This is a genomic window from Kutzneria buriramensis, from assembly GCF_003387475.1.
GTDB lineage: Bacteria > Actinomycetota > Actinomycetes > Mycobacteriales > Pseudonocardiaceae > Kutzneria > Kutzneria buriramensis.
Map to the genome: position 1 here is coordinate 1 of NZ_QUNO01000032.1, position 18,646 is coordinate 18,646.

Below are 18,646 nucleotides of genomic sequence, written 5' to 3' on the forward strand. Positions count from 1 at the left end.
ATGGAGACCAGGAGCAGTGGGAGGACGAGGACGGCCAGGCCGATCCATTCGCGTCGTCCGGCGAGGTGGGGGGTTTGCGTGGCGTGTGTCATGCCCAGAACCATACACACGTCCCACACATTTGTATAGTACGTACGTTTAAACTGGCCTTGACCTGCGGTGATGGCCCTCAGATCAGCGGATGGTCGTAGCTGATGAAGCCCCGAAAGGTGGCCACCTTGTCGTAGAGGGCGCGGGCACGGTCGTTGTCCTGCTTGGTGTGCCAGTACAGCCGGGCCGCGCCGCGGGTCCGAGCCTCCTGCGCGACGTGCTCGATCAGCGCCCGCGCCGCGCCCTGGCCGCGCGCCGCCTCGTCCACGTACAGGTCCTGGAGGTAGCACGAGCCGGACGACCACGGGTTGGCGTGGAACAGATAGTGCGCGATGCCGACCACCGGTCCGCCGTCGAGCCGCGCGGCACAGCCGAAAACGTCCTCGGCCCGCAGCAGCCGCTGCCAGGTCCGCTCGTACTCCTCGTCGGACACCTCGGTCCGGTAGAACTCCTTGTATCCGCGCGCCAACACTTCCCAGCGGTCCCGGTCCTCCGGCCGCAGCGGACTGATCTCGATCATGCCGCCATTGTGTCCCGGAGGATCAGTTGGCGGGGGCGAGATTGCCGCGCTGGCGGGCCCGGTAGGTCGCGCCCTTGACCTTGTTGCCGCAGGTCGTCATCGAGCACCATTCCCGCCGGAAACCGCGGGACCGGTCGATGAACACCTGATTGCACTCGGGCCGCTGGCATTCCTTGAGCAATTCCACATCGGGTCCGCCGAGCAGTTCGATGGCGGCTCGAGCGACCATGGACAGCCCCTGCCGCGCGGTGGCCTCGACCCGGCGGCCGGCCGGCGTGAGCTCGACGACCCCGGGCACGGGCCGGGCGTACTCGTTGAGCATCGCCACGTCCGTGTCGTTGCGGACGTCGCCGAACAGCCGGACCGCCACCAGCGCGTATATCGACTCCCGCAGCGCGATCGCGCTGGTCAGGTCGGGCACGGAGGCCGGCGGGCCGGCGTCGATCAGCTTCGACTCGCGGAACCAGGCGTCGAGGGCGGCGGGCCCGTCGAGCATCTCCAGCGGGCCCTCGAAGCGGCGGCCGCGCAGGGTGCCGACGAAGTCCAGCGCCGGGTGGTCGCACGGGAAGCGGTGAACCATGCGCACCAGTTTGACAGGTGCGCGGACCCCGTGCAACGCTACGCACCGTTCTAACCGGTGCGCAAAGGTCGCGGCGAACTCCGCACCGGTCCGACAGGTGCCGACTGGAGGCGTTTGTGATCACGCGAGCGCAGTACCTCGACTTCTTCGCCAACGCGCTGACGGGAATGTCCGACATCGTCGCCGAGCTGGGCGACGACCGGGCCAACCGGCGGCTGCCGCAGCCCGGCTCGAACACGCCGTACGCGCTGCTCACCCACTGCCTCGGCGCCATCGACTACTGGGTCGGCGAGGTGGCGCTCGGCCGGCCCGCGCACCGCGACCGGGACGCCGAGTTCACCGCGTCCGGGCCGGTCGCGCCGCTGCTCGATCGCGTGCAGGCGACGATCGACCAGCTGGCCAAGGACGTCGCCGCCGCTCGCGAGGACGTCGACACCGGCGGCGCGCTGCTGCACGTCTACACCGACGTCGTCCAGCACCACGGCCAGCTCCAGATCACCCGCGACGTACTCGTCGCATGAGGCCGTCATGCAGATGAAGGCCCCTTTGGCGATGAAATCCCCTCCGGTCTCCCGAGGCCGCGACCGGCACGTGATCGCGGTGCCGGTCCTGCCGGACTCGGTGCCGTTGGAAGTGGCTGTGGTGCAACAGGTTTTCGGCCGCCGCCCGTTCCCGGGCGCGGGCGACCTGTCGAGCCGCTACCGGGTCGTGCTGTGTGGCGAGCGCCGTCGGCAGCCCCTGTACTGCGGCGTCGACCTGGGCGATCTCGCCCCGTTGGAGACCGTCCTGACCGCCGACACCGTGCTGGTCCCCGGCGTCGAAGATCCGTTCGCGCCGCGCAGCCGGTCGCTGCTGACCGTGCTGCGGGCCGCTTTCCTCGGCGGGGCGCGGATGGTCGGCCTGTGCGGCGGCGCGTTCCTGTTGGGCCGCGCCGGCGTGCTCGACGGCCGGCGCGCCACCACGCACTGGCTGTACTCGCAGGCGTTCCGCGAGGAGTTTCCGTTGACCCACGTCGAAACCGACCGCGTCCTCGTCGCCGACGGGACCGTGCACACGTGCGCCGGCGAACTGTCCACTGCGGACATCGCGCTGCACCTGCTGTCGCTGGACATCGGCGACGCCTACGCCGAGGCCATCGGCCGGCTGCTGGTCGTGCCCGGCGAACAGCGGTCCCAGCACGACCGGTTCATGGAGGATTTTCTCAGCTGGCTGCGGGAACACGTGCACGAACCGCTGACGTTGAACCAGCTGGCGGCCCACGCGCACGTCAGCCAGCGCAGCCTGGTGCGGAAGTTCCGGCAGGCCACCGGAACCAGCATCTTCGACTGGATCGGCGCCGAGCGGGTGGCCCGCGCCAAGACGCTGCTGGAGACCACCGACCACCTGATCGCCGACATCGCCGTGATGGTCGGCTTCGGCTCGGCGGAATCGCTGCGCCGCAACTTCGACAAGCACGTCGGCACCTCGGCCCGGGCCTACCGGGCCAAGTTCCGGCCCACCAGGAAAGGCGTCGATCATGGCTGACACGACCACCACCGCGGGGATCACCGACGAAGAGGCCGCCGCCCGCCGCCGCGAACGCTTCGGCACGCTGCCCGCGCGGGTGCCGGCCGACCACACCGTCGAGACGGTGCCGCCGGACCGGTTCGAGTTCGGCGTCGACCCCGACACCGAGTGGATGATCCGCTACAGCGCCTGAGTGACTGTCACAAACCCGTGACACTCCTAAGCCGGGGTGCGCACACAGGGTCTTCACGCTGGGCACATGACCCGAACGACCCTGCTCGAGATCGCCGCCAAGGCGCTGGCCCGGCTGTTCCTGCCGGCCGCCGCCGTCCGGCATCCGCGCCGCGGCCGCCACCACGCCGCCCAGTGGGCCCTGGGCCTGCGGTTCCCGCGGGAATGCCTGGACGGCCTGCACCCTCACACCAGGGCCGCCTTCGAGGCGGCCCGGGCGGAGGCGTTCTGGCGGGACGGTCAGCTGATCGGCCTCACCTCGGGTCACCGCGACGCCGCCGAGCAGTACCGCCTGTACACCGAAGCTGTGCGTGCCGCCGGCTCGCACCAGGCAGCCCGGCACTGGGTGCTGCCGCCGAGCGAGTCGTGCCACGTCCAGGGCACGGCGCTGGACGTCCGGCCGTCCGAGGGGGCGGCGTGGCTGGAGCGGCACGGCGACCGGTTCCACCTGTACAGCCGGTACGACAACGAGCCCTGGCACTTCGAGCTGTGGCCGGCGCGGCCGGCCCGCCAGCCGCATCCCGGTGCGGCGCCGTTGCGCCGTTCGTGCTAACCACTGTGTATCCGAACGAAGGAGGCACGGTGGCCGAACTGTTGCTCGTCGAGGACGACGCCGTGCTGGCCGAGGCCCTGTCCCGCGCGCTGACGGCCCTCGGCCACCAGGTGACGGTCGCGCCCACCGGCGAACTCGCCCTGGAGGCGTTGTTCGAGCGGCGCTCCCCCGCCGATCTGGTGCTGCTCGACGTGATGCTGCCCGGCATCGACGGCTTCGAGGTGTGCCGCACGATTCGAGCCAAGTCCACGGTTCCGGTCGTGCTGCTGACGGCCCGTGGCGATCCCGTGGACATGGTCGTCGGCCTGGAAGGCGGCGCGGACGACTACGTGGTCAAGCCGGCCGAGCCGCGGGTGATCGATGCCCGGATCAAGACCATTCTCCGCCGCGCGTCCTCGTCACCCGCGCCGAGCACCGCGGTGCACACGTTCGGCGACCTGACCGTGGACAGCGACGCGATGATCGTCAGCCGCGGCGGCGAGGAACTGCACCTGACGTCGACGGAGATGCGACTGCTGCTGGAGTTCGTCGATCACCCGGGCCAGGTGCTGTCCCGGCAGACCCTGCTCAAGCGGGTGTGGGACTACGGGTTCGCCGGCGACTCGCGCCTGGTCGACGCGGCGGTGGCCCGGCTGCGCGCGAAGATCGAGCCGGACCCGGGCAACCCGACGCTGCTGCGCACCGCGAGAGGGCTCGGCTACCGCCTGGTCAAACCGTGAAGCGGTGGCATCCCGGCCTGCGCACGTCCATCGTCCTGACGGTCATCGCGGTCACCGTCGCCGCGACCGGCGCGATGGCGGGACTGTCGTACCAGTTGCAGCAGAGCAGCGTCCGCGACCGGTTCAAGTCGGCCGCGCTGGCCGACTTCGACTCGGACGCGCAGCAGATCCACCAGTGGCTGGTGAACAGCCGGGCCACCGATGAGTCCAAACTGGACAGTGTCGCCCAGTACCTCAACGGCCGACTCTCGCTGGACTGGTCCATCGTCAACCTCAACCCTGCCATCGGCCCGCAGTCGCCGTTGTCGAACGGCGGCTACGCCGCGGTGTCCGGCGTTCCCTACACGCTCTCCCAGGAGCAGGTCGACACGGCGTTGCGGAGCCAGGAACACAAGACCTACGACGTCAACTTCCAGGGCAGCCTGCAACTGATCATCGTCGGCCAGACGGAGCCGAGACTGCTGCTGGTCGAGTACTACGACACCAAGATCATCGACTCCGAGCTGGCCAAGGCCCGCCTCGAGCTGGCGGCCGCGTCCGTGCTGGTGATCCTGGTCGGCAGCCTGCTCGGCGTGCTGGCCGCGCGCCGGATCCAGCGCCGGGTCCGGGTCGCCGCCGGCGCCGCCCGCACGCTCGGTGCCGGTGATCTCGACACCCGGCTGGCCGTGCAGGGCACCGACGAGTTCGCCGATCTCGCCGGCTCGTTCAACGCGATGGCCGAGCGGCTCGGCGAGTCCATCGCGGAACTTCGCCGCAAAGACGCTCAGCAGCGCCGTTTCGTCGCCGACGTCGCGCACGATCTGCGTACGCCCATGGCCGTGCTGATCGCCGCCAGCGACGGCCTGCACGGACCCGAGCGGGAGCGTTCCGCCGAACTCGTCGCCACCCAGACCCGGCGGCTCAGCGCGCTCGTCGAGGACCTCTTGGAGATGTCCCGCTTCGACGCCGGCGCCGCCGAGCTCCGGCCGGAACACCTCGACCTGCAAGAGCTCTGCGTGGACGTGGTGGAGATGGTCGCCGCCGACATCCCCGTCACCCTGCGCGGCAACGGGATCGTCGTCGGCGACCCGCGGCGGCTGCACACCGTCGTGCGCAACCTCGTCAGCAACGCGCTGCACCACGGCGCGCCGCCGATCACCATCACCGTCGACGGCACCGCCGAATTCGAGGCGCGCGTGATCGTCCGGGATCACGGGCCGGGGCTGCCGCCGGAGCTCGCGCCCGTGGTGTTCGACCGGTTCGTACGCGGCGACCGCTCCCGCCGCAGCGAGGGCAGCGGCCTGGGCCTGGCCATCGGGTACGAGAACGCCGTGCTGCACGGCGGCCGGATCGACGTGGCCAGCCCCGGCGGCGCGGAGTTCACTCTTGTGGTGCCTCGAATTCCGCCCGGTGGTCCTCGACCCAGCGACGGAAGTCCCGCGCCGGCGCACCCGTGATCTCGCGGACGGTGTCGGTGATCCGTGCCGGCACGTCCACGTGTCGGGCGTAGGCGTCCAGCAGCGACTCCATCACCTCCACGGGGAAGTGCGCCGGGCTCCGGTCGAGGAACTGCTGCCGGCTCAACTCCGTCACGGAAACGGTCCGCCCCAGCACCTCCGCGAGGATCTCCACCTGGCGGCGGATCGTCAGCGCCTCGGGACCCGTAAGCAGCAGCACCTCGCCGAGATGCCCGCCCGAGTCGAACAGCTGCTGCGCCACCGCGGCGATGTCGTCCTGGTGGATCGGGTTGAACCAGGCGTCCGGGTAGGGAACCTCCACTGTGGACTTCGTCCGCACGGATTCCGCCCAGCCCAGCGAGTTCGTCGCGAACGCGCCGGGGCGCAGGATCGTCGCCGGCAGCCCGGAGCCGAGCAGGGCGTCCTCGACGGCCTGGTGCCGGATCGCGATCGAGTTGGTGGCGGCCCCCGGCTCGTCGATCGCCGACGACGACACCAGCACGATGTGCCGGACGTCGTGCGCCGCCTTGAGAAACGCCTCGATGCCGTCGGGCTGGGTGTACAGCAGCACCCGGTCGACGCCGTCCAGCGCCTCCGCCACACCCTCCCCCGTGCTCAGATCGAGCCGGACCTCCCCCGGTTCGGGACGGCTGCTCGCCGCCCGGAACGGCGTTCCCGCGCTGGTCAGGCGGGTGATCAGGGCCCGCGCGATGCGGCCGTGCGAGCCCGTGACAAGGACGGTCATGGTCGTGTCCCCCTACGATGAGCCGTCGAGAAGTATTAGCTTTGCAAGCAAAGCTAGTTTGGAGTCAAAGGTATGTCAACGGTGGACGACAGCGTGCGCGAGCTGCTGCTGCTCACGCCGAGGATGGTCGGGCGGGCCAAGAAGCTGCGCATCCCCGACGAGCTGCGCGGCTTCTCGCTGGCGCCGCGGCACATCACGCTGATGGCCTACCTGCTGTTCGACGGGCCGCTCACCGTCAACGAACTGGCCGCGCGGCTGGAGGTCGCGCCGACCACCGCCAGCCTGATGGTCGGCGAGCTGAGCCGGCAGGGCGTGCTGGAGCGCACCGAGTGCCCGGTCGACCGCCGCCGCACCATCGTCAGCATCGCCGAGAATCACCGCCCCGCCGTCGAGACGTGGTTGTCGGCCGGGGCCAACGCGTGGCGAAAGGCCCTCGCCCCGCTCACCGCGCAGCAACGGGAGCTTTTCGTCGCCACGATGCGCGCCTACGAGCAGGCCGTCGCCGACGAGACCGCCTGACCTGCGGCTTTGCCCACCTGAAATGGATCGGGAAAACCCTTGACGTTTTCCTGATTCACATACGTGGAGTTACCCGAATCGACCATTGCCTGGCCGTCAACGCCACTTGACAATCCGGGAACCCCGCCCTGCATTTCGGAGGTTCACCCGTGATCCGAGCACGAATGCCGGCGCTGCTGGCGTCGGCCGGCGTGGTCACCGGGCTGCTGGTCGTCGCGCACCCCGCCGGCGCGACCGCCCCGCAGGCCACCGGCCCACAGCTCACGGCCCAGTTCGGTCAGACCTCGACGTGGAGCAACGGCTACAACGGCAGCTACACCATCGCCAACGGCGGCACCGCCGCCAGCACCGGCTGGGCGGTCGAGTTCGACCTGCCCAGCGGCTCCACCGTGACGAAGGCGTGGAATGCCACCCTGACCAGGACCGGCCAGCATTTCAAGTTCGCCGACGTCAGCTACAACGGTGCGGTCAAACCCGGCGCCAGCACGAGCTTCGGCTTCAGCGTCAGCGGTCTGGTCACGCCGACCGGCTGCGCCGTGAACGGCAGCGCCTGTGACGGCGGCACGACCACCACCACCACCACAACGACAACTACAACCACCACTACGACGACCACGACCACGACGACTCCGCCGACCGGTCCGACGGTGAACGTCGCCACCGCCGCCGAGCTGATCGCCGCGCTGGGCAACGCCGCGCCGGGTCAGGTGATCAAGCTGGCTTCCGGCACGTACCACGGTTCCTTTGTCACGCAGCGAGCCGGCACCGCCGCGCAGCCCATCACGCTCACCGGCCCGGCCGACGCGGTGCTGATCAACGACGGCCCCGCCGGCGACCCGCCGGACTGCGCCGCCCCGGGCGCCCCGGGTTACGACTCGGGCTACGGCCTGTGGCTGTTCAACGCGCCGTACTGGAACCTGGACGGCTTCACGGTGACCGACTCCAAGAAGGGCATCGTCGTCGACGACTCGCCGCACACCGCGATCGACGGCGTCACCGTGCGGCGGATCGGCGAGGAAGGCATCCACTTCCGGCGCTCGTCGGCGGACAGCGTCGTGCGGAACTCGACGGTGACCGACACGGGCCTGGTGCAGCCGGGCTACGGCGAGGCCGTCTACATCGGATCCGCGAACTCGAACTGGGCGTGCTACGGCAACACCGACGGCGTCGACCGCGGCGACCGGGTACAGGTGCTGAACAACCATCTGGGACCGAACGTCGCCGCCGAGCTGATCGACGTCAAGGAGGGCACCACCGGCGGCGTGATCAGTGGCAACACGTTCAACGGCCAGGGCATCAGCGGCGAGAACTCCGCCGACTCGTGGGTCGACGTGAAGGGCACCGGCTACACCATCGAGAACAACACCGGCGCCTTCGCGAGCCCCGGCACCTTCGCCGACGGCTACCAGACGCACAACGTGAGCACGACGCCGTCGTTCGCCAGCGGCTGCGGGAACGTCTGGCGCGGCAACACCTCCGACCTCGGCGGCGTCGGCCAGTACGCCATCGACGTGACCTCGGTGTCGAAATGCGCCGGCGTCCCGAACGTCGTCTACGCCTCGAACACCGTGACCAACGCCGTGAAGGGCCTCACCAACATCAACGTCACGCCCTAGTCGCCGGCGGCCGGCCGGGCGTCCGCCCGGTCGGCCGTGGTGGCGCGGCGCAGTTCGTACAGTGCGATGACTATTGCCACGAGCATGAATCCGATGGCGCAGAGCAGCGTCCTGGACACCGCGGCGGTCGGATTGCCGATGCCGGCGTAGAAGACGGTCGCCAGCACCGCGGTGCCGATCGCGGTGCCCATCCGCTGACCCGTCTGCAACGCGCCGCCGGCCACGCCGGCGATCCGGTTCGGCACGCATTCCAGCGTCAACGTCGTGTTGGGCGAGATGACCGCGCCGCCACCGATTCCGGCGACCAGCAATGGGAAGGCGATCGCGCCGCCAATCACGTCTTGCGGGGCCAGTCGCACCACCACCGCGACCGCGGCCAGTCCTATCGTGATGAGACTCAGTCCGCCCACGGTCAGCTTGCGACCCAGTCGGGAAACCAGCCGGCCGGCCACCGCGGCCATGATCGAGGAACCGACCGCGAACGGTGTCACGGTGAGTCCGGACTGCAACGGCGTGTAGTGCAAACCCTTCTGGAGGAACAGCGACATCACCAGGAAAATGCCGGCGAACCCGCAGAAGTAGACGGAGCCGAGCAGCAAGCCCGACGAGTAGCCGGAAACGTCGGTGAACAGCCGCAGGTCCAGCAGCGGCTTGCCGCCGCGGGCGGACACGCGCTGCTCCCAGCGCACGAAGACGTAGCCGAAAACGGGGGTGGCGACCGCCAATAGCCACAACGGTCCGGCGCCACCGCTCTCCGTCTCCACGATCGGCAGCAACACGCCGAGCACCGCGAGTCCGAGCAACAGCGCGCCGACATGGTCGATCTCGTCGCGCAATTGCACCTTGCCGCGGTCCGAGCGCGGCAGCCAACGCAACGCGAGCACGAAGGCGAGGACACCCACCGGCACATTGACGAAGAACACCCAGCGCCAACCCGTCTCGTCGCCGAACACGGCCAGGATCAGGCCGCCCAGCACGGGTCCGGTCGCCGTGGAGATGCCGATGGTGGCGCCCAGCAGGCCGAACGCCCTGCCCCGTTCCGCGCCGCGGAACAGGTCCTGGATCAGGCCGGAGTTCTGCGGCGAGAGCAGGCCCGCGGCCAGTCCCTGCAACAGTCGCGCGCCGATCAGGAGCGTCTCGTTCGGAGCCGCGCCGGCCAGCGCGCTGGTCACCACGAATGCCGTCAAAGCGACCAGGAACATCGTGCGACGGCCGAGCACGTCACCCAACCGGCCGCCCGCCACCAGTGACAAGCCGAAGGTGAGCGCATATCCGGAGACGATCCACTGCACGGATCCCGCCGAGGCGCCCAGACCGTTCTGCACCGACGGCAGCGCCACGTTCACGATGCTCACGTCGAGCAGGGTCATGAAGCCGGCGGCAAGGCTCACCGCCAGCGCTTTCCATCGGCGGGGATCGGGTTCGCTCACCGCTCCATCCTGCTCCCGGCAAGGCGGGCGCGCGCGGTGCATCGGAATCCGGACGGGCAACGAATCCGGACCTAACGCACTTGCGGGCGGCCACCTGATCCGGTGAAGAATCGGTGACGACATGTTCCCCGCTGGTCTGTTCGGCGTACCGGGACCGGATCGACCTCTTGACAACTACAGCCAACTCCTGCCGGGCGGCGTGACCGACCCCACCGGTTTGGCGCTCAATTCGGTATCGAGTCGGTGAGTCATTTTGTGCGGAGTATCGACTAGACTGGCGCCAGTCGCGTCGACGGGGCACGCCTCTTTGACAGCGAGTATTACGCCACGTTCCGACCCAGACGGAGAAACGTCCATGGCACAGAAGACCATCGTCCAGCTGATCGACGACCTCGATGGCGGTGAGGCCAACGAGAGCGTGTCCTTCGGCCTTGACGGCGTCGAGTACACGATCGACCTGTCCGAGGAGAACGCGAAGAAGCTCCGCGAGAGCCTCGTCTCGTTCGTCGAGAAGGCGCAGCGTGTCGGTGGCCGCAAGCAGCGGGGTGGCGCCACCACCGCCGTGAAGGCCGGCGGCGACCGCGCGCAGAACCAGGCCATTCGCGAGTGGGCCCGCAGCCAGGGGGAGAAGATCTCCGACCGCGGCCGCATCCCCGCCGAGCTGGTCGCCAAGTTCCAGGCCGCCCACGGCAGCTGACTCCCGGTTCTTCCCGCCGATGGCGCCCACCCCACCCCCGGGGCCGGGCGCCATCGCCGTTCCCCCCGGTTGGAACCCCCGCGAGTCGCGCTCTGGGACACACCGAATGTAGGTTTCAGGCAGATCCGCCCGCCCGGTCAACCCCCAGCTCAGCGTCACACCGAATGTCGGTCCCGTGCAGATCAGACCGGGCGAGTCGCATTCGGCAGCGGACCGAATCCGGTTTCGGGCCGATCGTGGCCGCCGGCAACCGGACCAGTCGGGCAAGTCCACGGCGGCGTCCGGTCGGCTTCCGGATCTGCCGGAAACTGACATTCGCTGTGTCTGTGAGCGCGACTCGCCGGGGTGACGGCCGGCGTGCACGCTGCCCATCTGCACCAAATCGACATTCGGTGTGTCTGTGGGCGCGACTCGCGGGGGTCAGCGGGTGTAGCGGAGAGTGGTGATGCCGGAGGGGTGGGAGCGGGACTGGAGGAGGGTGAGGTCGGCGCGGCGGCGGGTGAACAGGGGCTGCCCGTCGCCGATGGCGGTGGGATAGACCTTGAACCAGTACTCGTCGACCAGGTCCAGCTCCACGAACGCCTGGGCGGTGGCGACGCCGCCGAACAGCACCATGTCCCGGCCGGGCTTGGCCTTGAGCTCGGCGACGGCGGCGGTCAGGTCGGGCGTGGTCGACCGGGAGAAGACGACCTTCGGCGTGTCCAGCATCCAGTTCGCGAAGTCGACCAGCGCGGGCGGGCTGGCCGGATCGGCGGCCTCGGCGCGGAAGTTGGCCTCGAACGCGTGGTGGATCACCCGGCCCTCCAGGATCGTGTCCACCCGCGCCCGCAGCTCGCCGGTGAGCTCCTCGTTCATCGCGGGATCGGGCCTCATGAAGTCCAGCTGACCATTCGGTCCGGAGAGCTTGCCGTCGAGCGTCAGATTGACGAACAGGATCACGTCGCGCATCGCGGGCTCCTTCGGTGTGGGGTACGAAGAGGTAGAGCCGGCGGCCCTGGCCGACTCATCGGCGCCAAGCTGTGACGCGCGCCACATCACATGAGCGGAGGGGGTTCCGATGGCGCCGACCGTCGCCGATCAACTCATCGAGATCCTCCGACAAGCCGGCGTACGCCGGGTGTACGGCCTGGTGGGCGACAGCCTGAACCCCATCGCCGACGCGATCCGGCGCACTCCGGACGTCGAGTGGGTGCACGTCCACAACGAGGAGGCGGCGGCGCTGGCCGCGGCGGCCGAGGCGCAGCTCACCGGGCGGCTGGCGGTGTGCGCCGGCAGCTGCGGCCCCGGCAACACGCACCTGATCCAGGGCCTGTACGACGCGCATCGCACCGGCGCGCCGGTGCTGGCGATCGCCTCGCACATCCCGTCCACGCAAATCGGCACCAACTATTTCCAGGAGACGCACCCGCAGCACCTGTTCCTGGAATGCAGCGCCTACTGCGAGTTGGTGTCCCGCCCCGAGCAACTGCCCCGGTTGCAACGCATCGCCATGCAGACGGCGTTGGCCAAACAGGGGGTGGCGGTCCTGGTGCTACCGGGTGATCTGACGGCGGAGCCGGCTCCGAATCCCACCGGCCACAGCCATCTCGTCGAGACGCGAGCGGTGGCCGTGCCGGCCGAGGAATCCGTACGGGCATTGGCCGCCAAGATCAACCAAGCCCGGACGGTGGCATTGTTCGTCGGCGCCGGCGTCCGGGACGCCCGCGCCGAAGTGCTGGAACTGGCCGCCAAGGTGCACTCGCCGATCGGGCATTCGCTCGGCGGCAAGGAGTGGATCCAGTACGACAACCCGTACGACGTGGGCATGAGCGGCCTGCTCGGTTACGGCGCGTGCTACGAGGCGACGCACGAGGCCGACCTGCTGATCATGCTCGGCACCGACTTCCCGTACGACACCTTCCTGCCGCAGGCGCACACCGTGCAGGTGGACCGCGACGCCGCCCGGCTCGGCCGGCGGACCCGGCTGGACCTGGGTGTCGAGGGTGACGTCGGCGAGACCCTGCGCGCGGTGCTGCCGTTGATCCACCAGAAGACGGAGCGGGCGTTCCTGGACCGAATGCTGCGCAAGCACGCCGACGCCCTGGAGAAGGTCGTCTCCGCGTACACGGCCAAGGTCGACAAGCTGCGGCCGGTGCATCCGGAGTACGTGGCGGCGGTGCTCGACGAGCTGATCGCCGACGACGCCGTGATCACGGTCGACACGGGCATGTGCAACGTGTGGGCGGCGCGGTACCTCACGCCCAACGGCCGGCGGCGGATCATCGGCTCGTTCCGGCACGGCACCATGGCCAACGCCCTGCCGCACGCGATCGGGGCGGCGCATGCCCAGCCGGGGCGGCAGGTCGTGTCGATGTCCGGCGACGGCGGGCTGACCATGCTGCTGGGCGAACTGCGCACCGTGCGGGAGCGCCGGGTGCCCGTGAAGATCATCGCGTTCAACAACGGGTCGCTGGGCATGATCCGGCTGGAGATGATGGTCGCCGGCTATCCGTCGTTCGAGACGGATCACGGGGTCGCCGACCTCGCCGCGATCGCCCGCGCCTGCGGCGTGCCGGCCGAGGTGGTCGACGATCCCGCCGACCTCCGGCGCGCGCTGGAGACGGCGCTGGCCGCCAACGGCCCGTTCCTGGTGGACGTCCGCACCGACCCCAACGCCCTGTCCATCCCGCCGCACATCACCGCCGCCCAGGTCCGCGGCTTCGCCCTGGCCGCCACCCGCACCGTCCTCGACGGCGGCGTCGGCAAGATGATCGACCTCGCCCGCAGCAACCTCCGCTCCATCCCCCGACCCTGAACCCCCGCGAGTTCGCCCAGAAATAAAGCACAGTCAGACACACCGAAATACGGTCTCAGGCACAAACGAGACCGGCAGGTCTCAGATCTGCACGAAACGCACATTCGGTGTGCCCCAGAGCGCGACTCGCGGGGGTGCGACACGCCGGCAAGGCGGGGGCCGGGGCTGAACCCGCCGCTCCCCTCGACCAGCGGGTCCAGCCTCCCCAAATCCCCGGTACGTCAACTATCGGGCGGGTGGGGTCGCGGTGGCCAGGGGTGGGCCGTTGCCAACCCAGGAAACACCCCGGTCGACGCCGGTTCTCGCTCGCACAATCGGCACGTGCCGCTCGTCGTGGACACCGATCCCGGCGTGGACGACGTTTTCGCGCTGGTCGGTCTCCTCGCTGGCCACGTACGAGGAACACGAGGTGGTGGTCGAGCTCCAGGGCCACCTGCGCGGGCGACGCCGGTCGACCGCCGTGAGCAGCGGCTACCGGGCACGGAGCTGCCGAAACGCCGTCCGGTGCGGGTGGCTGTGGCCGCGGACACAGCCCGGATTCCGGCCGAGTTGCTGGAGGACATCGCCGAGCTGGGGCGGTATGTGTAATACCCTCGGTTACGGGGGTAAGGAATGCGAGAGAGCTTCGGCCACCACGTGCGGGCGCTGCGCACGCGGCGCGCGCTGTCGCTGCGCGGCCTGGCCGAGGCGGCCGGCATCACCCCCGGCTACCTGAGCAAGATCGAGAACGGCCGGCTGCCGTCGGTGGACATGGCCCGCGCGCTGGACGTCGCGCTCGGCGCGGACGGCTCGCTGCTGGCGGTGCTGACCGTCGACCAGCTCCCCCGCCCGGCGCAGCTGCCGCTGGCGATGAGCGGCTTCGTCGGCCGGGACGCCGAGATCCGGGACCTGACCGCGGCGCTGGAACGCCCGGACAGCAAGGTGCCGCTGATCATCGCCGTGGACGGCCCGCCGGGCGCCGGCAAGACGACCCTGGCGCTGCACTTCGCGCACCGGGCCATCCCCCAGTTCCCGGACGGCCAGCTGTACGCCGACCTGCGCGGCCACAGCCCGCACGACCGGCCGGCGCTGCCCGGCGAGGTGCTGGCCGACCTGCTGCGGGCGCTCGGCGTGCCGGCCGCGGGCGCCGCCGACGTGGAGCACCTGGCCGCGCTGTACCGGTCGGCGCTGGCCGAGCGCCGGATGCTGATCGTGTTGGACAACGCGGCCGACTTCGCCCAGATCGAGCCGCTGCTGCCGGGCACCGGCCGTTGCGCGGTGATCATCACCAGCCGGGAGCGGCTGTCCGGCCTGACGCTGCGGGCCAGCCCGCACCGCCTGACGCTGGGCCCGATGTCCGCGGACGAGTCGCTGGCGCTGCTGACGAACGTGCTCGGCAAGGAACGCGCCGACCGCGAGCCGACGGCGCTCGTCTCGCTGGCCGACCGCTGCGGCCGGCTGCCGCTGGCGCTGCGGGTCGCGGCGGAGCGGGCCGTCACCACGCCGGACTACGACCTGCGCGATCTGGTCAGCGAGCTGGATTCGGAGCGACTGGACGTGCTCGGCGTGGAGGACTCGGACGTCCGCACCGTCTTCTCCTGGTCGCTGCGACGCCTCGACCCCGACGCGGCGCGGCTGTTCCCGCTGCTGGGCCTGCACCGGGGCCCGCAGATCAGCGGCCGGGCGGCGGCCGCGATCGCCGGCATGCCGCAGTCCTTCGCCCGCCGCGCCACCGCCCGGCTCACCCACGCGCACCTGCTTCGGGCCGTCGGCCGCGACCGCTACACCTTCCACGACCTGATCCGCGACTACGCCGCCGAGCTCGCCCACCGCGAGGTCGCCGACACCGCCGCGGCGGTGCACCGGCTGGTCAGCTGGTACCTGCACTCCGCCACGGCCGCCTGCCATGTGCTGGCGCCGTTCCGGTTCGACCCGATGGCCAAGGACGAGCTGCCGACCGGAGTGCATCCGCTGGCCTGGACCTCGGACGACGCCGGCGCGCTGGACGCGCTGCGCTGGTGCGACGCGGAGCTGCCCAACATCGTGCCGGTCATCCAGATGGCCATGGACCACGGCCACTACAAGCTGGCCTGGCAGCTGCCGATCACCTTGTGGTCGTACCTGTTGCAGCGGCGGCCGTGGAGCGTCTGGATCCGCAGTCATGAGCTGGCGCGGCAGGCCGCCCGCCACGTGAACGACCGCGCGGCCGAGGGCTGGGTGGTGACCAACCTGGCCGAGGGCTATCGCCGGATGGGCGACCTCACGCAGTCCAGCCGCCTGTACGAGGAAGCCCGCGCGCTGCGCGCCGAGGTCGGCGACCGCTACGGTCTGGCCTGGGCGCTGGCCGGCTCCGCGTTCCTCGCCGCCGACCTCGGCCACGACGTCGAGGCCCTCGAGCTCTCCGACGAGGCGACGCGGATCTTCGTGGAGTACAAGGACTTCCAGGGCCAGGCGCTGTGCCTGATGACGCGCGGCGACGTGCTGCGGCTGCGGGGGGACCTCGACGGCGGCCTCGCACTGTGCGGGCTGGCGCTGGGCATGATGGTGGACATCGCCTCGCTGGAGGGGCAGGCCCAACTGCTGCGCAAGATGGTCGAGATCCACGTGGAGCGCAAGGACTTCCCGTCGGCGCTGACGCTGCTGACGATGGCCGTGACCACCGCCCGCGAGCTGCGCGACCGGTGGGCACAGGCGGAGGCGCTGACCCGCCGCGGCGAGGTGCTGGTGGAATTGGACCGCCGCGATGAGGGCCGACTGGCCTGGCAGGACGCGTTGGCGCTCTACGACGAGCTCGACGACACCGCCGGCAGCCGCGGCGTCAGGGAGCGGCTGGCAGCTGCGCTTCCCGCCACCGCAGCACGTCCCGGCACACCGTGATCAGCCTCTGCCGCAACGGTTTCGCCCGCTCGGCGAAGTCCGCCTGCTGCCGCGCGTACTCGGCACGACCGGCCGGCGTCTCGATCCGCACCGGCTCGTAGCCCAGCGCCGACAGGTCGTACGGGCTGGCCCGCATGTCCAGCTCGCGGATCCGGGACGCCAGCTCGAAGCAGTCGGCGACGAGCTCCGACGGCACGTACGGCTCCAGCTTGTACGCCACCTTGTACAGGTCCATGTTGCCGTGCAGGCAGCCCGGCTGCTCCAGCTCGACCTGCGATTCCCGGGTGGGCTGCAAGGCGTTGCGCGGGCGGGCCGGCGGCGTGAAGAACCGGAACGCGTCGAAGTGTCCACATCGGACCTGCGACGACTCCACCAGCGCGTCGGTTCCGTTGTGCCCCAACCGGAGCGGCCAACCGAAGTGCCGGACCTGCTCCGGCGTCTGCCGGTACACCATGGCCCACTCGTGCAGGCCGAAGCAGTTCAGCCGCGGCGGCCGGGACACGGTGGCGGCCAGCAGCCCCAGGTAGAACTCGGCCGTGCGCACGCGGGGTTCGGTGCAGGCGGCCGGATCGAGCGTCACACCGTCATCCGTACGGTGATAACCCCGGTAGTCGAGGAACTCGTCGGCGCCTTCCAGCACCACGCCGAGCCCCGGGTGCCACCGCTCCAACCGGCCCGGCCGGTGCGAGTAGTACGTGAACAGGAAGTCGTGCACCGGGTGCTTTTCCTTGGCCAGCGACCGTTCCTTGTGCGGCAGCGTCCAGCGCCGGACCCGGTCGACGTGCGCGCGCTGCCGGGCCCGCCACTCGGGTTCGGTCAGCACCGTCGTCGCGTCCACCCGACAACGGTAACCGGAGCTCAGCTCGCGACGACCTCCTGGGCCACCGACCTGGTCCGAAGCGTCAGCGCGGCGTACAACAGGCCCGAGAGCAGGAAGCCGAAGACGATGCCGAGGTTGGTCATGGCCAGCGGGCTGTTCAGCATGCTCGACGGCATCAGGAACGCCGTCACCACGGCCAGGTGCGGGTCGGCGGAGGTGACGAACCCGAGGCCGACCACCGTGCCGACGACCATGGAGCCGATGCCGGCCCAGTTGAAGCGCCCGTACCGTCCGTTCGCGTCGTCGAGGGCCTCGGTGTCGTAGCCGTCACGACGGTGCAGCCACAGGTCGACCAGGAACACCGCCGCCCAGGCCGCCGCGGCGGTGCCCGTGATCAGCAGGAACGCCACGAAGACGCTGGCGAAGGTGGGCGCGACGAACACCATGTAGACACCGCCGATGATCATCAGCACGCCGTCGATGCCGGCCAGCACCGGCCGCGGCAGCCGCACGCCGATCGCCTGGAGCACCAGGCCCGAGGAGTACAGGTCGACCGCGCCGGCGGCGGTGACGCTGATGATCACGCTGATCAGGTACGGCACCAGGAACCAGGTCGGGGCCTGCGCGGCCAGCGCGCCGATCGGGTCCTTGGCGACCGCGCCGGCCAGCACCGGGTCGCTGGTCGACAGCAGCACGCCGACCAGCACCAGCAGGCCCTGGGTGACGCCGCCGCCGGCGGCCGTCCAGCCGAGGACGGCGCGCGAAGGCGTGTTTCGTGGCAGATAGCGCGAGTAATCGGCGCCTGCCGCCAGCCAGCCCAGGCCGGTGCCGGCCATGGTCAGCACGACGCCGCCGAGGAAGATCACGCCCGTGCCGGCCTTGCCGCCGCTCAGGTCGAAGTGCAGCCGGGGCAGGACCACGATCAGGTACACCACCGTGACCACGGCGGTGATCAGCGTGAGCCAGCGCTGCACCCGCTGGATCACGTGGAAGCCGTAGACGCCGAGCACGATGGTGCCCAGGGCGATCACGGCGAACGCCACCGCCACCGCCGCGGTGCTCCCCAGACCGGGTGACAGCCGTTCGAGCACGGTGCGGGTGGCCAGCGCGCCGAGCGCGACGCTGACCGTCTCCCAGCCGACGACCGTGACGTAGGTGATCAGGGTCGGCAGCCGGCTGCCGAGCACGCCGAATGCCGCCCGGCTCAGCATCATCGCCGGCGCGCCGCCCCGCGTGCCGGCGATCGCGACCGCGCCGACCAGCGGATACGACAGCGCGATGCCGATGACCACGGCGAGCATCGCCTGCCACCAGTTCAACCCGACGGCCACCACGAACAGGCCGTAGCCGACCGGCAGCATGCTCAGGTTGGCCGCCGACCACACCCAGAACTGGCGCCGGGGCGTGCCGTAGCGCTCCTCGTCGGGCACGTGCTCGATGCCCCGCTGCTCGACTGCACCGCGGTCGACGGTCACCATGCGTGTCTCCTCGTTCACTCGCCCGGGATCACCGTAGCGGGGGGACGGGTCGGGAA

19 protein-coding genes are annotated in these 18,646 nt (G+C 70.4%); 12 read left to right on the plus strand and 7 right to left on the minus strand.

The features are described from left to right. Nucleotides 1–169 precede the first annotated feature (169 nt). Nucleotides 170–610, minus strand: a complete 441-nt coding sequence (locus BCF44_RS51120; RefSeq protein WP_116181859.1) for a GNAT family N-acetyltransferase — start codon at nucleotides 608–610, stop codon at nucleotides 170–172. A gap of 22 nt (nucleotides 611–632) precedes the next feature. Further along, on the minus strand, nucleotides 633–1,190 hold the full coding sequence (locus tag BCF44_RS51125) for a CGNR zinc finger domain-containing protein (protein WP_116181860.1): 558 nt from the start codon (nucleotides 1,188–1,190) through the stop codon (nucleotides 633–635). A gap of 116 nt (nucleotides 1,191–1,306) precedes the next feature. Here BCF44_RS51125 and BCF44_RS51130 point away from each other — a divergent pair, with 116 nt between their 5' ends. The 6 genes from BCF44_RS51130 to BCF44_RS51155 all read left to right on the plus strand — a co-directional run bounded on the left by BCF44_RS51130 (nucleotide 1,307) and on the right by BCF44_RS51155 (nucleotide 5,635). Beyond that, the gene (locus tag BCF44_RS51130; protein WP_116181861.1) at nucleotides 1,307–1,711 is read left to right on the plus strand and encodes a DinB family protein; all 405 of its coding nucleotides are present in this window, start codon (nucleotides 1,307–1,309) and stop codon (nucleotides 1,709–1,711) included. 31 nt (nucleotides 1,712–1,742) lie between these two features. Beyond that, nucleotides 1,743–2,714: a GlxA family transcriptional regulator gene (locus tag BCF44_RS51135; protein ID WP_170218212.1), complete on the plus strand. Its 972-nt coding sequence runs from the start codon at nucleotides 1,743–1,745 to the stop codon at nucleotides 2,712–2,714. After that, complete coding sequence (locus BCF44_RS51140; protein WP_116181863.1) at nucleotides 2,707–2,889, plus strand: hypothetical protein; 183 nt, start codon at nucleotides 2,707–2,709, stop codon at nucleotides 2,887–2,889. The genes BCF44_RS51135 and BCF44_RS51140 overlap by 8 nt, the downstream gene beginning before the upstream one ends. 66 nt (nucleotides 2,890–2,955) lie before the next feature. Further along, a complete protein-coding gene (locus BCF44_RS51145) occupies nucleotides 2,956–3,480 on the plus strand; it encodes a D-alanyl-D-alanine carboxypeptidase family protein (RefSeq protein ID WP_116181864.1) in 525 nt (174 codons plus the stop codon). Nucleotides 3,481–3,509: 29 nt separating this feature from the next. Then, nucleotides 3,510–4,199 carry a response regulator transcription factor gene (locus BCF44_RS51150; protein ID WP_116181930.1) on the plus strand — a complete coding sequence of 230 codons (690 nt, stop codon included), beginning with the start codon at nucleotides 3,510–3,512 and terminating at the stop codon, nucleotides 4,197–4,199. After that, nucleotides 4,196–5,635, plus strand: a complete 1,440-nt coding sequence (locus BCF44_RS51155; RefSeq protein WP_116181865.1) for a sensor histidine kinase — start codon at nucleotides 4,196–4,198, stop codon at nucleotides 5,633–5,635. Before BCF44_RS51150 ends, BCF44_RS51155 begins: the two co-directional genes overlap by 4 nt. On the opposite strand, the gene BCF44_RS51160 is transcribed toward BCF44_RS51155, so the two are convergent. Beyond that, nucleotides 5,559–6,380 carry an SDR family oxidoreductase gene (locus BCF44_RS51160; protein ID WP_116181866.1) on the minus strand — a complete coding sequence of 274 codons (822 nt, stop codon included), beginning with the start codon at nucleotides 6,378–6,380 and terminating at the stop codon, nucleotides 5,559–5,561. The two genes, BCF44_RS51155 and BCF44_RS51160, sit on opposite strands and share 77 nt — an antisense overlap. A gap of 72 nt (nucleotides 6,381–6,452) precedes the next feature. Between BCF44_RS51160 and BCF44_RS51165 the strand changes: the two genes are divergently transcribed. Continuing rightward, nucleotides 6,453–6,899, plus strand: a complete 447-nt coding sequence (locus BCF44_RS51165) for a MarR family winged helix-turn-helix transcriptional regulator (RefSeq protein ID WP_116181867.1) — start codon at nucleotides 6,453–6,455, stop codon at nucleotides 6,897–6,899. Nucleotides 6,900–7,048: 149 nt separating this feature from the next. Next, complete coding sequence (locus tag BCF44_RS51170) at nucleotides 7,049–8,515, plus strand: cellulose binding domain-containing protein (RefSeq protein WP_246016291.1); 1,467 nt, start codon at nucleotides 7,049–7,051, stop codon at nucleotides 8,513–8,515. Here the strand turns inward: BCF44_RS51170 and BCF44_RS51175 are convergent. Beyond that, nucleotides 8,512–9,987 (minus strand): MFS transporter, encoded by a 1,476-nt coding sequence (locus BCF44_RS51175; RefSeq protein WP_116181869.1) that lies wholly within the window; start codon nucleotides 9,985–9,987, stop codon nucleotides 8,512–8,514. The two genes, BCF44_RS51170 and BCF44_RS51175, sit on opposite strands and share 4 nt — an antisense overlap. A gap of 313 nt (nucleotides 9,988–10,300) precedes the next feature. Between BCF44_RS51175 and BCF44_RS51180 the strand changes: the two genes are divergently transcribed. Further along, nucleotides 10,301–10,642 carry a histone-like nucleoid-structuring protein Lsr2 gene (locus BCF44_RS51180; protein ID WP_116181870.1) on the plus strand — a complete coding sequence of 114 codons (342 nt, stop codon included), beginning with the start codon at nucleotides 10,301–10,303 and terminating at the stop codon, nucleotides 10,640–10,642. Between the two features lie 420 nt (nucleotides 10,643–11,062). Here the strand turns inward: BCF44_RS51180 and BCF44_RS51185 are convergent, their stop codons facing one another. Beyond that, nucleotides 11,063–11,590: a dihydrofolate reductase family protein gene (locus BCF44_RS51185; protein WP_170218213.1), complete on the minus strand. Its 528-nt coding sequence runs from the start codon at nucleotides 11,588–11,590 to the stop codon at nucleotides 11,063–11,065. 109 nt (nucleotides 11,591–11,699) lie between these two features. Between BCF44_RS51185 and BCF44_RS51190 the strand changes: the two genes are divergently transcribed. The 3 genes from BCF44_RS51190 (at nucleotide 11,700) to BCF44_RS51195 (ending at nucleotide 16,292) form a co-directional block, all read left to right on the plus strand. Then, complete coding sequence (locus BCF44_RS51190; RefSeq protein WP_116181872.1) at nucleotides 11,700–13,436, plus strand: pyruvate dehydrogenase; 1,737 nt, start codon at nucleotides 11,700–11,702, stop codon at nucleotides 13,434–13,436. Between the two features lie 321 nt (nucleotides 13,437–13,757). Then, a complete protein-coding gene (locus BCF44_RS55070; RefSeq protein ID WP_147329003.1) occupies nucleotides 13,758–14,024 on the plus strand; it encodes a nucleoside hydrolase in 267 nt (88 codons plus the stop codon). A 24-nt stretch (nucleotides 14,025–14,048) separates the two neighbouring features. Continuing rightward, nucleotides 14,049–16,292, plus strand: coding sequence for an ATP-binding protein (locus BCF44_RS51195; protein ID WP_116181873.1), 2,244 nt, complete (start codon nucleotides 14,049–14,051; stop codon nucleotides 16,290–16,292). Here BCF44_RS51195 and BCF44_RS51200 read toward each other — a convergent pair. Continuing rightward, nucleotides 16,234–17,130: a 3-methyladenine DNA glycosylase gene (locus tag BCF44_RS51200; RefSeq protein ID WP_116181874.1), complete on the minus strand. Its 897-nt coding sequence runs from the start codon at nucleotides 17,128–17,130 to the stop codon at nucleotides 16,234–16,236. The two genes, BCF44_RS51195 and BCF44_RS51200, sit on opposite strands and share 59 nt — an antisense overlap. 20 nt (nucleotides 17,131–17,150) lie before the next feature. After that, nucleotides 17,151–18,590: a purine-cytosine permease family protein gene (locus tag BCF44_RS51205; protein ID WP_116181875.1), complete on the minus strand. Its 1,440-nt coding sequence runs from the start codon at nucleotides 18,588–18,590 to the stop codon at nucleotides 17,151–17,153. Nucleotides 18,591–18,646 lie beyond the last annotated feature (56 nt).

What these genes read in the sequence shown, in the direction of transcription:
- BCF44_RS51205 (WP_116181875.1), bottom strand. Translation starts at nt 18,590, where the DNA reads ATGGTGACCGTCGACCGCGGTGCAGTCGAGCAGCGGGGCATCGAGCAC.
- BCF44_RS51140 (WP_116181863.1), top strand. Translation starts at nt 2,707, where the DNA reads ATGGCTGACACGACCACCACCGCGGGGATCACCGACGAAGAGGCCGCC.
- BCF44_RS51135 (WP_170218212.1), top strand. Translation starts at nt 1,743, where the DNA reads ATGAAATCCCCTCCGGTCTCCCGAGGCCGCGACCGGCACGTGATCGCG.
- BCF44_RS51180 (WP_116181870.1), top strand. Translation starts at nt 10,301, where the DNA reads ATGGCACAGAAGACCATCGTCCAGCTGATCGACGACCTCGATGGCGGT.
- BCF44_RS51185 (WP_170218213.1), bottom strand. Translation starts at nt 11,590, where the DNA reads ATGCGCGACGTGATCCTGTTCGTCAATCTGACGCTCGACGGCAAGCTC.
- BCF44_RS51160 (WP_116181866.1), bottom strand. Translation starts at nt 6,380, where the DNA reads ATGACCGTCCTTGTCACGGGCTCGCACGGCCGCATCGCGCGGGCCCTG.
- BCF44_RS51120 (WP_116181859.1), bottom strand. Translation starts at nt 610, where the DNA reads ATGATCGAGATCAGTCCGCTGCGGCCGGAGGACCGGGACCGCTGGGAA.
- BCF44_RS51125 (WP_116181860.1), bottom strand. Translation starts at nt 1,190, where the DNA reads ATGGTTCACCGCTTCCCGTGCGACCACCCGGCGCTGGACTTCGTCGGC.
- BCF44_RS51190 (WP_116181872.1), top strand. Translation starts at nt 11,700, where the DNA reads ATGGCGCCGACCGTCGCCGATCAACTCATCGAGATCCTCCGACAAGCC.
- BCF44_RS51175 (WP_116181869.1), bottom strand. Translation starts at nt 9,987, where the DNA reads ATGCACCGCGCGCGCCCGCCTTGCCGGGAGCAGGATGGAGCGGTGAGC.
- BCF44_RS51145 (WP_116181864.1), top strand. Translation starts at nt 2,956, where the DNA reads ATGACCCGAACGACCCTGCTCGAGATCGCCGCCAAGGCGCTGGCCCGG.
- BCF44_RS51195 (WP_116181873.1), top strand. Translation starts at nt 14,049, where the DNA reads ATGCGAGAGAGCTTCGGCCACCACGTGCGGGCGCTGCGCACGCGGCGC.
- BCF44_RS51165 (WP_116181867.1), top strand. Translation starts at nt 6,453, where the DNA reads ATGTCAACGGTGGACGACAGCGTGCGCGAGCTGCTGCTGCTCACGCCG.